Annotated in this window: 11 protein-coding genes; 8 read left to right on the forward strand and 3 right to left on the reverse strand. The window is 57.7% G+C overall.

Features of this window, described 5'->3' with window-relative positions:
• Positions 1–510 precede the first annotated feature (510 nt).
• Both ppnN and queF read right to left on the reverse strand, forming a co-directional pair.
• Positions 511–1,875: a nucleotide 5'-monophosphate nucleosidase PpnN gene (gene ppnN / locus ACOYA6_RS16425; RefSeq protein ID WP_039029923.1), complete on the reverse strand. Its 1,365-nt coding sequence runs from the start codon at positions 1,873–1,875 to the stop codon at positions 511–513.
• Positions 1,876–1,991: 116 nt separating this feature from the next.
• Positions 1,992–2,834, reverse strand: a complete 843-nt coding sequence (gene queF, locus ACOYA6_RS16430) for an NADPH-dependent 7-cyano-7-deazaguanine reductase QueF (protein WP_422655018.1) — start codon at positions 2,832–2,834, stop codon at positions 1,992–1,994.
• A 69-nt stretch (positions 2,835–2,903) separates the two neighbouring features.
• Here queF and syd point away from each other — a divergent pair, with 69 nt between their 5' ends.
• The 8 genes from syd (at position 2,904) to ACOYA6_RS16470 (ending at position 11,293) form a co-directional block, all read left to right on the forward strand.
• Positions 2,904–3,449 (forward strand): SecY-interacting protein, encoded by a 546-nt coding sequence (gene syd, locus ACOYA6_RS16435; RefSeq protein ID WP_138370542.1) that lies wholly within the window; start codon positions 2,904–2,906, stop codon positions 3,447–3,449.
• A 632-nt stretch (positions 3,450–4,081) separates the two neighbouring features.
• The gene (locus tag ACOYA6_RS16440; RefSeq protein WP_039029926.1) at positions 4,082–4,408 is read left to right on the forward strand and encodes a YqcC family protein; all 327 of its coding nucleotides are present in this window, start codon (positions 4,082–4,084) and stop codon (positions 4,406–4,408) included.
• On the forward strand, positions 4,405–5,178 hold the full coding sequence (gene truC / locus ACOYA6_RS16445) for a tRNA pseudouridine(65) synthase TruC (RefSeq protein ID WP_138370543.1): 774 nt from the start codon (positions 4,405–4,407) through the stop codon (positions 5,176–5,178). The genes ACOYA6_RS16440 and truC overlap by 4 nt, the downstream gene beginning before the upstream one ends.
• A gap of 24 nt (positions 5,179–5,202) precedes the next feature.
• Positions 5,203–5,652 carry a flavodoxin gene (locus tag ACOYA6_RS16450; protein ID WP_039029928.1) on the forward strand — a complete coding sequence of 150 codons (450 nt, stop codon included), beginning with the start codon at positions 5,203–5,205 and terminating at the stop codon, positions 5,650–5,652.
• A 359-nt stretch (positions 5,653–6,011) separates the two neighbouring features.
• Entirely contained in the window at positions 6,012–7,367 is a 1,356-nt protein-coding gene (locus ACOYA6_RS16455) for an MFS transporter (protein WP_138370544.1), read from the forward strand.
• Positions 7,367–8,707: an enolase C-terminal domain-like protein gene (locus tag ACOYA6_RS16460; RefSeq protein WP_039030113.1), complete on the forward strand. Its 1,341-nt coding sequence runs from the start codon at positions 7,367–7,369 to the stop codon at positions 8,705–8,707. Before ACOYA6_RS16455 ends, ACOYA6_RS16460 begins: the two co-directional genes overlap by 1 nt.
• A gap of 12 nt (positions 8,708–8,719) precedes the next feature.
• The gene (gudD, locus tag ACOYA6_RS16465) at positions 8,720–10,060 is read left to right on the forward strand and encodes a glucarate dehydratase (RefSeq protein WP_039029930.1); all 1,341 of its coding nucleotides are present in this window, start codon (positions 8,720–8,722) and stop codon (positions 10,058–10,060) included.
• Between the two features lie 87 nt (positions 10,061–10,147).
• On the forward strand, positions 10,148–11,293 hold the full coding sequence (locus tag ACOYA6_RS16470) for a glycerate kinase (RefSeq protein WP_422655019.1): 1,146 nt from the start codon (positions 10,148–10,150) through the stop codon (positions 11,291–11,293).
• Positions 11,294–11,343: 50 nt separating this feature from the next.
• Here ACOYA6_RS16470 and barA read toward each other — a convergent pair whose 3' ends face one another.
• Positions 11,344–14,100 (reverse strand): two-component sensor histidine kinase BarA, encoded by a 2,757-nt coding sequence (gene barA / locus ACOYA6_RS16475; protein ID WP_039029932.1) that lies wholly within the window; start codon positions 14,098–14,100, stop codon positions 11,344–11,346.
• Position 14,101: the final 1 nt, after the last annotated feature.

A 14,101-nucleotide genomic window follows, 5' to 3' on the forward strand; every position in this document is an offset into this window, starting at 1 on the left:
ATTCGATGCAAAAAGAGCTAAACGTAATATGAAATTCGCTCAGTGACGGTTTTTATATGATTTTTCTCCGTAACTATCAGCGGGCGGAAAGATACATTTTCGTAATGGATCTATCAGTGATCCCGATCTCAAATGCAATAATCTACTTTTGAGGTGGGTATCTTTAGACCATTTATCTGCTAATAAATCATCACGACGAATTTCTGGGCGCGAAGGCTACCATCAACGATATGTGGCGTACCAGACAGCCCTGTAAGATAGGAGGCATACGCTGTAAAAGCGCCTGTTTAGAGCATTTTTTAATGCTTTATGGTGTTTAGGGGTAATTTATCACGCTCTGTAAAACCACGTAATCGTTTGCGTTGTGTTATGAAATAACGGAAATATAAGTAACGATGATGTTACAACGCAGGCCATGTTACTGAAGGCAATAAAAAAGCCGGGCGGCTATAACCATTCCCGGCGACCAGGCGAGTGAGAAGGTGTCCGGCAGGCTGCCGGACACAGAGGTTATGCGCAAATCTCGTAGCAGGGGATATAGGCAGTGCCGGGGAGTTTCATACGGTGCTGGGCGACAAAGCCCTGCAGCAGATCGTCCATGCGGCGCATCATTTCGCGGTCGCCATGGATCTTATACGGACCAAACTCTTCAATGGCCTGGATACCCACCTCTTTCACGTTACCCGCCACAATGCCCGAGAAGGCGCGGCGCAGGTCGGCGGCCAGCGTCTCAACAGGCTGATCCGGATACAGTTTCAGGTTTGCCATATTTTCATGGGACGGCTCAAACGGGATCTGCAGATCCGGCGCAATGCGAATTGACCAGTTAAAGCTGTAGGCATCCCCGGTATCGCGACGGTTCTCTTTCACCAGCGGCATCGCCTTTTTCATCAGGCGAGCCACTTCTGCGGCATCGTCAATGATAATGCGGTAGTGACGACGCGCCGTCTCGCCGAGCGTATGCACGATGAACTCATCCAGCACGCGGAAGTAGTCAGCGCTCTCTTTCGGCCCGGTGAGGATCAGCGGCAGGACCTGATCCTGGTTAGCCGGATGCATCAGAATGCCCAGCAGATAGAGCAACTCTTCTGCCGTACCTACGCCGCCCGGGAAGATGATAATCCCGTGAGCGATGCGGACAAACGCCTCCAGACGCTTCTCGATGTCCGGCATGATGATCAGTTCGTTAACCAGCGGGTTAGGCGGCTCTGCGGCGATGATCGACGGCTCGGTCATGCCGATGAAGCGCCCCTCTTTGTAGCGCTGCTGCGCATGGCCCACAGCTGCACCTTTCATGGGCGCTTCCATCGCACCCGGGCCGCAGCCTGTGCAGATGTTCAGCTCGCGCAGACCCAGCTGGGTACCCACGCGACGGGCGTAGAGATATTCGGTTTCGTTGATGGAGTGACCACCCCAGCACACCACCATGCTCGGGGCTTCACCCACGTGCAGGGCGCGGGCGTTACGCAGAATAGAGAACACCAGGTTGGTGATATGGACCGAGCTCTCCAGGTTCAGATGCTGGAAACGACCGGCGTTACTGATCTGGCCATTCACGAACAGGATATCGCGCAGGACGGCAAACAGGTTGGCCTGCAGCGCACGAATAATGCGTCCGTCCACAAAGGCATCTTCAGGTGGATTAATCAGCTCCAGCTTCACGCCGCGTTCGCGACGCAGAACGTTAATGTCAAAGCTTTCAAAGCGGGACAGCAACTCTTTGCTGTTGTCGGTGAGGCTACCGGAGTTCAGAACGGCAAGCGAACAGTTGCGAAACAGTTGATATAAATCGCTGCTGGCCGTGCTCTTGAGCATGTCCACTTCCAGCTGCGACAACATATCCATTGAGCCAAGCGGGCTAATATGTGTAATCAAGTGAGCTCCTTACGGGACGTTTATCGTCTTTCCCTGTTGATTACAATAGCCCTGGCTTATGACGTTTCACAACCTAAAGCGCGGAACAGACCGCGCATATTGTGAATTTATTTATTTTACTGACGCACTAACCGGCCAATCGCCGGAACGAAATCGGTGTTGCTGCGCCACGGATTGATATCCAGCCCGCCGCGTCGGGTATAGCGGGCATAGACGCTCAGCGCCTCTGGCTGGCAGAAATGGAGAATGTCGTTGAAGATGCGCTCAACGCACTGCTCGTGAAACTCGTTATGATTACGGAAAGAGACCAGATAGCGCAGCAGCTTTTCACGGTCGATTTTCGCGCCGCGATACTTAATCTGCACGGAGCCCCAGTCAGGCTGGTGGGTAATCAGGCAGTTGGATTTCAGCAGGTGGCTGACCAGCGTCTCTTCCACCACTTTGCCGCTGGCGGCATTTTCCAGCCAGGCGGCGTCAAACGCGTAGTTGTCGATCTCGATATCCTGATCGTCGATGCAGGTGCCGTGGAAGTGGGCGATGGGCTGACCTTCCAGCTCATCAATCCGGTAGAGCGCCACGGTGACCTTGCCCTGGGCGCAGGCGCTTAAGTCGCGTTCCAGCGTGCGTTGCACCGCTTCCCAACTGTCGAAACGCGTCTGGTTAAAGCTGTTGAGGTAGAGCTTAAAGCTTTTGGACTCCACCAGATTCACGCTGGCGTGATCCAGCTCAACGTGACCGACCGCCACCTGCGGCAGCCCGCGGGCGTTCAGCCAGGAGAGTTCATACAGCGTCCAGATATCGCCGCCGTGGAAGGGCAGGGCATCGGCCTTCAGACCCAGCGGATCGCGGTTGAGAGTGCGCGGCACGCCCTGTAACAGGCTGGCATCGTAGATGTCGCGGTAGGCTGTGCTTTTGCCCAGCGTCAGGCCCGATAAGGCGTCATGATTTTCGTAAGACATGTTTCGTTGTCACTTTAAAGGTAAACTATGGGGCTGAGTGTATCCTGGCTTATATGAAGAGAGAAACCGGTGGATAAAGAGACTGCTGCTGCGTTAACTGCATTTACCACGCGTTATTGTGACGCATGGCATGAACAGAAAGAGTCATGGCCGCAAAGCGAAGAGCTGTACGGCGTGCCTTCACCCTGCATTATTACCTCTTCCGCAGATAGGGTAACCTGGCAGCCGCAGCCGTTTACCGCTGAACAGAATGTAAATGCCATTGAACGCGCCATGGACATTGTGGTACAACCAGCGGTCCACGCGTTCTATACCACTCAGTTCGCCGGGGATATGTCTGCTCGCTTTGCTAATGAAGCGCTGACGCTGCTGCAAACCTGGAGTGAAGAGGACCTGCTGCGCGTACAGGAGAATCTGATCGGGCACCTGGTGACCCAGAAGCGTCTGAAGCTATCGCCAACGCTGTTTATCGCCACGCTCGACAGTGAAATGGACGTTATCTCCGTCTGTAATCTCACAGGCAACGTCATTAAAGAGACGCTGGGCACGCAAAAACGTCAGCTCCTCTCCGATTCCCTTGCGGATTTCCTCAATCATCTTCATCCCGTTGTGTAATCCTGAATACTAGTGCGCTTGTGAGAGATCTCTTACAGAGTTTGTGAGAGATCGGCGTCATGACCTGTATGCACACTCTGTTAGGCTGCTATTAAAGGTTAATTTAATCAATAAGTTGAACGATTAAATCCTGTCTTACAGATAAGCCGACTCTTTAATCTGGCTTACGCACTGCCTTGTAAGACGAAGCGGAATAAGGGATTCTATGTCCGTCGACAGGAAGCCGACACAAGAGACGAACATCAGGATGATGACGTTTCTTATCAAGGACACGTCAGGAAGGCGTTACAGGGAAGGCTTCAGGAAGAAGCTAGAGGATAACGCAGGACGCGTTGAAGGACACCTCCAGGACGGAGAATGAGAGCCGGTAAGGATGTCCGGTGGGTCAGGAAGGCCAGGACGTTTCAGGATGAAGCAGTCACATCAGGACGATGTGCGCAGGATGCAGCGGTCAAGGGAAGACCAGACCTTCGGGTCAGAGGAAAAGTTGTCACGGATGAGCAGGGAGCACCAAAAGTAGCTGGATTGCTGCGAAACGAACCGGGAGCACTGTGTAAACAGTGCTCCCTTTTTTTATTTCTGCGTGCTCTTTGCTATGCTGCGCGTCGTTCACATTTTCAGTTGAGGTTTTCATGACCCATCACGACAACGTGCGCGCGCAACTGCACGCTATCGAAGCTTTACTGCGCGAGCATCAGCTGTGGCAGGAGACGGCGCCGCAGCCTGACGCGTTTGAAAGTACGCAACCTTTCTGCATGGATACCCTGGAGCCGTTTGAGTGGCTGCAATGGGTGCTCATCCCCCGCATGCACGCCCTGCTGGATAGCGGTCATCCGCTGCCCCAGAGCTTTGCCGTGGCGCCCTATTATGAAATGGCGCTGGACGCCGCCCATCCTTCTCGTGACGCGGTGCTGACGGCCTTACTGGCGCTGGATACGCTCTTTGGCGACGACGCATGATCGAGATCCTCTATCAGGATGAGTGGCTGGTGGCCGTCAATAAACCCTCGGGCTGGCTGGTACACCGCAGCTGGCTGGATCGGGATGAGAAAGTCGTCGTCATGCAGACGGTGCGCGACCAGATCGGTCAGCATGTCTTTACGGCACATCGTCTCGACAGACCGACTTCCGGCGTTCTGCTGATGGGGCTCTCCAGTGAAGCCGGACGACGTCTGTCGCAGCAGTTCGAGCAGCATCAGATCCAGAAGCGCTACCACGCGATTGTCCGCGGCTGGCTCACAGAAGCCGCAACCCTCGATTATCCCCTGACGGAAGAGCTGGATAAAATCGCCGATAAGTATGCCCGCGACGACAAGGGCCCGCAGCCGGCGGTGACCGACTATCGTGGGATGGCGACCACTGAAATGCCGGTTGCCACCAGTAAGTTTCCCACCACGCGCTATAGTCTGATCGAACTGGAGCCGAAAACCGGGCGTAAGCACCAGCTGCGACGCCATCTGGCGCATCTGCGCCACCCGATCATCGGCGACAGCAAGCACGGCGATCTACGCCAGAACCGCAGCGCAGCGGAGCATTTTGGCTGCAACCGGCTGATGTTACACGCCAGCCAGCTGCAGCTTATCCATCCCTTTACCGGTGAGCCGCTGACGATCCGGGCCGGGCTGGACGAGGTGTGGATGCAGGCGCTGTCACAGTTTGGATGGCGCGGACAACTCCCCGAAAATGAAAGGGTTGAGTTTGACGTTGCCAGCGTTCAGGATGATCGTTAATTGCGTCTAATCAGGGAGTAAAACATGGCGGTAATCGGAATTTTTGTCGGCACGATGTACGGCAATTCGCTGCTGGTGGCTGAAGAGGCCGAAGCGATCCTCGCGGGAATGGGCCATAAAGCCACGGTCTATGAAGATCCCGATCTGGCCGACTGGGAGAAATATCAGGGTCAGTATGCGCTGGTGGTCACCTCGACAACCGGGCAGGGCGATCTGCCGGACAGCATCGTTCCGCTGTTTCAGGGGATCAAGGATAAGCTGGGTTACCAGCCGGAAATGCGCTACGGCATTATTGCGCTCGGTGACAGCACGTACGCGAACTTCTGCGGCGGCGGTAAGCAGTTCGATGCGCTATTGCAGGAGCAAAGCGCGCAGCGCGTCGGTGAGATGCTGATGATTGATGCCTCTGAACATCCCGAGCCGGAGAGCGAATCCAATCCCTGGGTTGAACATTGGGGCACGCTTCTCGGCTAAATCCTTTCCCTTCCGGCCGCGGGAGGGCATTCCACCGCGTCAAGCGACCTGATTCACACTCTTCTCTTTCTCTTCTGCTGTTTTCTCACTCAGCCACGTTTCCGTGAACTACCTTCCATTGAGTTAGGCTTTTGCCACAAACAACCGCACAGGATGGTTCCAATGTTGTGGCGTTGCACGGTGAGGGCTACCTGGATCCTTTCTTATACTTTTTTCGCCAGTTAATAAAAATGCAGTCAGTAAGGCGAAACGACCTCACGTTTGAACTGCAAAAAACACATACACGTCATTCTGATTACCCTACGGTTGAGCTGTTCAGAATGAACGTAGCGAAAACGCTATGATTCAGGAGTGCAAGAATGAGTTCATTAAGCCAAGCGGCGAGCAGCGCTGAAAAGCGTACCAATGCCCGCTACTGGATAGTGGTGATGCTGTTTATCGTCACATCCTTCAACTATGGCGACCGCGCCACGCTGTCGATTGCCGGTTCAGAGATGGCAAAAGATATCGGTCTGGATCCGGTCGGTATGGGGTATGTTTTCTCTGCATTTTCATGGGCCTATGTTATTGGCCAAATCCCTGGCGGTTGGCTGCTTGACCGCTTCGGCTCTAAACGTGTCTACTTCTGGTCCATCTTCATCTGGTCCCTGTTCACCCTGTTACAGGGCTTTGTCGATATCTTCAACGGCTTTGGCATTATCGTCGCGCTCTTTACTCTGCGCTTCCTGGTGGGTCTGGCAGAAGCGCCATCCTTCCCGGGCAACAGCCGCATAGTGGCGGCCTGGTTCCCGGCCCAGGAGAGGGGAACGGCGGTCTCCATTTTTAACTCCGCGCAATACTTCGCCACCGTCATCTTCGCCCCAATCATGGGCTGGCTGACTCACGAGGTGGGCTGGTCACACGTGTTCTTCTTCATGGGCGGTCTGGGTATTCTGATCAGCTTTGTCTGGCTGAAAGTGATCCACGAGCCGAACCAGCATCCGGGCGTAAACCAGAAAGAGCTGGACTACATCGCCGAAGGCGGCGCGCTGATCAACATGGATCAGGCGAAAAACAAAGAGAAAGTGCCGTTCAGCCAGAAATGGGGCCAGATCAAACAGCTGGTGGGCTCCCGCATGATGGTGGGGATTTACCTCGGCCAGTACTGCATCAACGCCTTAACCTACTTCTTTATTACCTGGTTCCCGGTCTATCTGGTGCAGGCGCGCGGCATGTCGATTCTGAAAGCCGGGTTTGTGGCCTCTGTTCCGGCGATCTGCGGCTTTGTCGGCGGCGTGCTGGGCGGGGTAATTTCCGACTGGCTGATGCGTCGCACGGGTTCCCTGAATATCGCCCGTAAAACGCCAATCGTGCTGGGGATGCTGCTCTCCATGTCGATGGTGGTGTGTAACTACGTTGACGCCGAGTGGATGATTATCGGCTTTATGGCGATGGCGTTCTTCGGTAAAGGTATCGGTGCGCTGGGCTGGGCGGTGATGGCAGATACCGCGCCGAAAGAGATCAGCGGCCTGAGCGGTGGTCTGTTCAATATGTTCGGCAACATCTCCGGGATCGTCACCCCGATTGCCATCGGCTACATCGTCGGCACTACCGGCTCGTTCAACGGGGCGCTGATTTACGTCGGGATCCATGCCCTGGTAGCGGTGCTGAGCTACCTGGTGCTGGTGGGTGATATTAAACGTATCGAGCTGAAACCTGTTGCGGAGCGTTCATGATGAGTATGCAATCCAGCCCTATCGTCACTGAAATGAAGGTTATTCCGGTCGCCGGCCAGGACAGCATGCTGCTGAACATCGGCGGCGCACATAACGCCTGGTTTACCCGCAACATCGTGGTGCTGACCGATAACGCCGGGAATACCGGCGTCGGGGAAGCCCCCGGCGGCGAGGTGATCTACCAGACGCTGGTGGATGCCATCCCGCAGGTGGTCGGTCAGGAGGTGGCGCGGCTGAACAAAGTGGTACAGCGCGTGCACAAGGGCAACCAGTCTGCCGACTTCGATACCTTCGGCAAAGGCGCCTGGACATTTGAACTGCGGGTCAATGCGGTGGCGGCGCTGGAAGCGGCGCTGCTGGATCTCCTCGGCAAGGCGCTGAACGTGCCGGTGTGCGAACTGCTGGGTCCCGGTAAACAGCGCGATGCGGTCACCGTGCTGGGCTATCTCTTCTACCTGGGGGATCGCAACAAAACCGATCTGCCTTATCTGGAGCGTTCACCGGGCAACCACGAGTGGTATCACCTGCGCCATCAGGAGGCGCTCACCAGCGAGGCGGTGGTCCGCCTGGCGGAAGCGGCGCAGGATCGCTACGGCTTTAAAGATTTCAAACTGAAAGGCGGCGTACTGCCGGGCGAGCAGGAGATCGACAGCGCCCGCGCCCTGAAAAAACGCTTCCCGGATGCCCGCATCACCGTGGACCCCAACGGCGCGTGGCTGCTGGATGAAGCCATCGCCCTGTGCAAAGGCCTGGGCGATGTGCTGACCTACGCCGAAGATCCCTGTGGCGCTGAGCAGGGCTTCTCCGGCCGTGAGGTGATGGCAGAGTTCCGCCGCGCCACGGGCCTGCCGGTGGCAACCAACATGATTGCCACCAACTGGCGCGAGATGGGCCATGCGGTGATGCTGAACTCGGTGGATATTCCGCTGGCGGATCCGCACTTCTGGACCCTTTCCGGCGCGGTACGCGTGGCGCAGCTGTGCGATGACTGGGGCTTAACCTGGGGTTGCCACTCCAACAACCACTTTGATATTTCGCTGGCGATGTTTACCCACGTCGGTGCCGCCGCTCCGGGCACGCCGACGGCTATCGACACCCACTGGATCTGGCAGGAAGGCGAAGCGCGCCTGACCAAAAATCCACTCGAAATTAAAAACGGCAAGATTGCCGTTCCTGACGCACCGGGGCTTGGCGTGGAGCTTGACTGGGATCAGATCCACAAAGCGCATGAGGCGTATAAGAAACTGCCTGGCGGCGCACGTAACGATGCAGGCCCGATGCAGTACCTTATCCCCGGCTGGACCTTTGACCGTAAACGCCCTGCGTTCGGTCGCCACTGATTAAAGGATTGAATTATGAGCACTTTTACTACGCCTGTTGTCACCTCCATGCAGATCGTTCCGGTTGCCGGTTATGACAGCATGCTGATGAACCTGAGCGGCGCCCATGCCCCGTTCTTCACCCGTAATATTGTGATTATCAAAGACAACTCCGGTCATACCGGCGTGGGTGAAATCCCGGGTGGCGAGAAGATCCGTAAAACGCTGGAAGATGCGATCCCGCTGGTCGTCGGCAAAACGCTGGGCGCGTACAAAAACGTCCTCAATGCGGTACGCAACGAATTTGCCGACCGTGACGCGGGCGGACGCGGGCTGCAGACGTTTGACCTGCGCACCACCATTCATGTGGTCACCGGTATTGAAGCGGCGATGCTCGACCTGCTGGGCCAGCACCTGGGCGTGAACGTCGCCTCGCTGCTGGGTGACGGGCAGCAGCGCTCTGAAGTCGAGATGCTGGGTTACCTCTTCTTCGTGGGCAACCGCAAGCTGACGCCGCTGCCGTACCAGAGCCAGCCGGATGAGCAGTGCGACTGGTATCGCCTGCGCCACGAAGAGGCGATGACCCCGGACGCGGTTGTCCGCCTGGCAGAAGCGGCTTACGAGAAGTACGGCTTTAACGATTTCAAACTGAAGGGCGGCGTGCTGGCCGGTGACGAGGAGGCCGAATCGATCATCGCCCTGGGGAAACGCTTCCCGCAGGCTCGCGTTACCCTCGATCCTAACGGGGCATGGTCGCTCGATGAAGCGATCCGTATCGGTAAACGCCTGAAGGGGGTGCTGGCCTACGCGGAAGATCCATGCGGCGCCGAGCAGGGCTTCTCCGGCCGTGAAGTGATGGCGGAGTTCCGCCGAGCCACCGGCCTGCCGACCGCAACCAATATGATCGCCACCGACTGGCGTCAGATGGGGCACACCCTATCGCTGCAGTCGGTGGACATTCCGCTGGCAGATCCGCACTTCTGGACCATGCAGGGCTCGGTGCGCGTGGCGCAGATGTGCCACGAGTTCGGCCTGACCTGGGGTTCGCACTCCAACAACCACTTTGATATCTCGCTGGCGATGTTCACCCATGTGGCTGCCGCTGCGCCGGGCAACATCACCGCCATCGACACCCACTGGATCTGGCAGGAGGGCAACCAGCGCCTGACCAAACAGCCGTTCGAAATCAAAGGCGGTATGGTGCAGGTGCCGACCACGCCGGGTCTGGGCGTTGAGCTGGATATGGATCGGGTGATGAAGGCGCACGAGCTCTATCTGCAGCACGGTCTGGGCGCACGCGACGACGCGATGGCGATGCAGTACCTGATCCCGGAGTGGACCTTCAACAACAAACGCCCTTGCATGGTGCGTTAAGTCCGGTGCCGGTTCCTGCGGGAGTCGGCATTTTCTCTTGCGTGACGGGTGTATGCTTATGGTAGTCAACATGCGTAAGGACGGCTTATGAAAATAGTTATCGCACCGGACTCTTACAAAGAGAGCCTCAGTGCCCTGGCAGTGGCAACGGCGATAGAGCAAGGATTTTGCGAGATTTTCCCGACGGCGGAGTATGTGAAACTGCCGGTTGCCGATGGTGGCGAGGGCACCGTAGAAGCGATGGTGGCCGCCACTCAGGGTGACATTATTCAGGTGCGGGTAACGGGGCCGCTCGGTGAGCATGTTGACGGTTTTTATGGCCGCTCCGGCGATGGCAAAAGTGCGTTTATCGAGATGGCGGCGGCCAGCGGTCTGGAGCTGGTCCCCCCGGCCCAGCGTAATCCGCTGAAAACCACCTCCTGGGGAACCGGGGAGCTGATCCGTCATGCGCTGGATGCGGGCGTAAAACATATCATCATCGGCATTGGCGGCAGCGCCACCAACGATGGCGGCGCAGGGATGGTGCAGGCGCTTGGCGCGAAGCTGCTGGATGAACAGGGCCACGCCATCGGCGCGGGCGGCGGCGAGCTGGAGAAGCTGGCACGTATCGACATCAGCGGCCTGGATAAACGGCTGGCGGAGTGCCGCATTGAGGTAGCCTGCGACGTCACCAATCCGCTGACCGGCGACAACGGCGCCACCGCGGTGTTTGGTCCGCAGAAGGGGGCAACCCCGGAGATGATCGTTCGCCTCGACCGCGCGCTGACGCAGTATGCCCGGATCATCGCCCGCGATCTGGACGTTGACGTGCTCAACCTGGCCGGCGGCGGTGCCGCGGGCGGTATGGGTGCGGCGTTATATGCCTTTTGCGGCGCGCAGCTGCGTCAGGGCATTGAAATTGTGACCGATGCGCTCAACCTCGACAGCCTGGTGGCCGATGCCGATCTGGTGATCACCGGCGAAGGGCGGATCGACAGCCAGACCATCCATGGCAAAGTGCCGGTGGGCGTGGCGAAGATCGCCAAACGCCACAATAAACCGGTGATTGGTCTCGCGGGCAGCCTGACGGCGGACGTCGGCGTGGTCCATGAACACGGCATCGACGCGGTGTTCAGCGTGATTTACACCGTCTGCACGCTGGAGGAGGCGCTGGAAAACGCCGAGGAGAATGTGCGGATGGCGGCGAGGAATATTGCAGCGGTGTTGAAGGTGGGGATGGGGGCTGGTCTCTAGGGTTTATTCCCTCTCCCCTGTGGGGAGAGGGTCAGGGTGAGGGGGAATGGCTACCCCAGCACCTTCATCGCTTCCCGCGTAACGTTATCCATCTCATCCAGCAGCTCCAGGAACTCCGGTTCCAGCTCGCTCTCCGGCGTGCCGGAACGTAGCTGCTGTTCCAGTAGCTGACACAGATTTTTCAGGCGCGGCACCCCGCTATACCCACAGCTGCCGTGCAGCTTATGGATCGCTCCAAGCAGGTCTTCCGGATCTTCACCTACCAGCTGCTCTTCCACCTTATTGCGGATCTCCGGCAGGAAGGCCACCAGCATCTGCAGCATCTCCCGCGCCAGATCGTTTTTACCCGCAGCCTGACGCAGCGCCAGCTGCCAGTCGAGGGTTGCACTGCTGTTAACCACTATCGCCGGGGGCTCCGGCGGGGCTATCCGGTTGCCCGTGGCGGGGCCGGGTTTGTAGCGCAACAGCAGGCTGCGCAGCTTCTCTTCTTCGATCGGCTTCGCCAGATAGTCGTTCATCCCGGCGCTCAGCAGCTTCTCTTTTTGACCCGCCATCGCATGCGCCGTTACGGCGATAACCGGCGTTTGCAGATGATGAGGAAGCTGGCGAATCAGTTCACAGGCGCGGATGCCGTCCATGCCGGGCATCTGAATATCCATCATGATCAGGTCAAACGGCATCTCCTTCGCCCGCTCCACGGACTGCAGGCCGCTTTCGCACAGTTCGACATGCTGCACCTGATCCTCCAGCAGCGCGCCAATCAGCTTCAGGTTGGCGGGGTTATCATCCACCGCCATCACGGTCATCGGCAGTTTGCTCTCATCGCTGATCGCAGGCGCGGCGTGATGGTTCAGGCGGCAGTACTCGGTCAGGGTCGGCAGCAGGCGGGTGGCGGTCAGCGGTTTCAGCAGACAGGCGGCAGCCCCGTCATGCTTAAGCTCCTCGGCGTTAATCTGCGCATGGCACGGCAGGGCCAGCAGCAGGTAATCGGTCATCGAGGCCGCTTTCGCCAGCCGCTCCTGCTGCATGCTCAGCTCGCCGGTAAAGGTCACCGGGATCCCCATCAGCAGGATGTCGTAATGGTCAACCGGCAGCGCGGAGAACCCCGGGCTGTAGACCACCTCCAGCGGGGTGGTGCTCAGCACATCGAGGGTGCTTTGCGCGGCGGCGGTATTGGGCTCCACGTACGCCAGCCGTTTACCCTGCAGGCAATCCATGGCCAGGCGATCGGTCAGGACATTCGGGTTCAGGTCAAGATTGATATGGAACCAGAAGGTTGAACCCCGGTTAGGCTGGCTGTGGAAGGAGATATCTCCCCCCATCTCGTTAACCAGCTTCTGGGTGATCACCAGCCCCAGCCCGGTGCCGCCGTGGCGACGGGAGATGCTGGCATCGGCCTGACGGAAGGCCTGGAACAGCCGGGACTGATCCCGCTCAGGAATACCGATCCCGGTGTCGCGGATCTGCACCTCAATCTGCACCTTGGTATTGCTGATGGCGCGCTTTTCAACCAGCACATCGATGTTACCGCTCTCGGTGAATTTAATGGCGTTACCCACCAGGTTGGTGATCACCTGCTGCAGGCGCAGCGGATCGCCAATCACGTTGTCCGGCACGTCGTTTTTAATGTTGAGCGTCAGCTCCAGCCCTTTATCGTGAGAGGAGTGCGCCAGCAGGGTGACCACTTCATCCAGGGTGTTGCGCAGCGGGAACGGAATGCTCTCGAGGATCAGTTTGCCCGCCTCGAGCTTGGAGAAGTCCAGCACGTCGTTGATGATCGCCAGCAGGTTATTAGCCGAACGCTCGATGGTATGCAGGTGGTCGCGCTGGGTCGGGTTGAGCTCGGTTTTCAGGGTCAGGCGGGTAAAGCCGATCACCCCGTTAAGCGGGGTGCGCAGCTCGTGGGACATGTTCGCCAGGAACTCTGACTTGATGCGGGCCGCCTCCTGGGCGCGTTTTTTCGCCAGATCCAGCTCGACGTTCTGGATCTCCATCTGCTCCAGCGTTTCACGCAGGTCGGAGGTGGCCTGATCGACGTTATGCTGCATCTCCTCGTGGTACGCCGCCAGCGACATCGCCATCGAGTTGATGCCATTTTTCAGCATATCCAGCTCGCCGAGCATAAAGCCTTCAACGCGGCTGTCGAGCTGGCCCCGGCGGATGCGGTCGACGGTATTCACCATGTTGCGGATAGGGCTGGTCACATCCCGCATCAGACGCCAGCCGAAGATCAGCGCGATGCCGATACAAAACAGCATCATCACCGTGGAGATAAAGATCTCCCGGTACTGCTGCAGCCGCACGGACTTGAGATCCAGCTCGAGGGCCACATATCCCAGCAGGTTGTTATTGGGCTTGGCGTCCGAGGCGGGTGATTCATCCGGTGAATAGCTTTCCGAGATAATCGGCGTGCGCAGGATCATTTTTTCGCCCTGGCGGATCACGCTCAGCCGCTTGGGAAACGCGGAACCGTCCGGCAGCTTCAGGGTATCCGGGTCAAGCTGGATGTTGGAGGTGACGAACAGGCGATTATTTTGGTCATACACCGAGATAGCCCGCACAATCTCTGAATGACGGCGATGCAGAATGCTGATGAGCTGGCCTATTGGCTCGCGATTTTGCAGGTTCATGCCGTATTCGCTGGAGACCGCCAGCGGCTCAATAATGCTGGCCCCGGCGTCCTCGAGCTGGCGCTGCAGGTCGTTATAACGGTGCACCACGAAGAAGGTACTCAGCAGTAAACCAATGAGTACGGTAGGGGCGAGGATCAAAATCATCATGCGCGCACGCAGGCTGTAGTTGGTCATG

The sequence above is a fragment of the Leclercia barmai genome, from assembly GCF_049312895.1.
Lineage (GTDB): Bacteria > Pseudomonadota > Gammaproteobacteria > Enterobacterales > Enterobacteriaceae > Enterobacter > Enterobacter barmai.

Excerpts from the sequence above, each read along its gene's own strand:
- queF (WP_422655018.1), bottom strand. The coding sequence starts at position 2,834 with ATGTCTTACGAAAATCATGACGCCTTATCGGGCCTGACGCTGGGCAAA.
- barA (WP_039029932.1), bottom strand. The coding sequence starts at position 14,100 with ATGACCAACTACAGCCTGCGTGCGCGCATGATGATTTTGATCCTCGCC.
- ACOYA6_RS16470 (WP_422655019.1), top strand. The coding sequence starts at position 10,148 with ATGAAAATAGTTATCGCACCGGACTCTTACAAAGAGAGCCTCAGTGCC.
- ACOYA6_RS16460 (WP_039030113.1), top strand. The coding sequence starts at position 7,367 with ATGAGTATGCAATCCAGCCCTATCGTCACTGAAATGAAGGTTATTCCG.
- ACOYA6_RS16455 (WP_138370544.1), top strand. The coding sequence starts at position 6,012 with ATGAGTTCATTAAGCCAAGCGGCGAGCAGCGCTGAAAAGCGTACCAAT.
- ACOYA6_RS16450 (WP_039029928.1), top strand. The coding sequence starts at position 5,203 with ATGGCGGTAATCGGAATTTTTGTCGGCACGATGTACGGCAATTCGCTG.
- truC (WP_138370543.1), top strand. The coding sequence starts at position 4,405 with ATGATCGAGATCCTCTATCAGGATGAGTGGCTGGTGGCCGTCAATAAA.
- ACOYA6_RS16440 (WP_039029926.1), top strand. The coding sequence starts at position 4,082 with ATGACCCATCACGACAACGTGCGCGCGCAACTGCACGCTATCGAAGCT.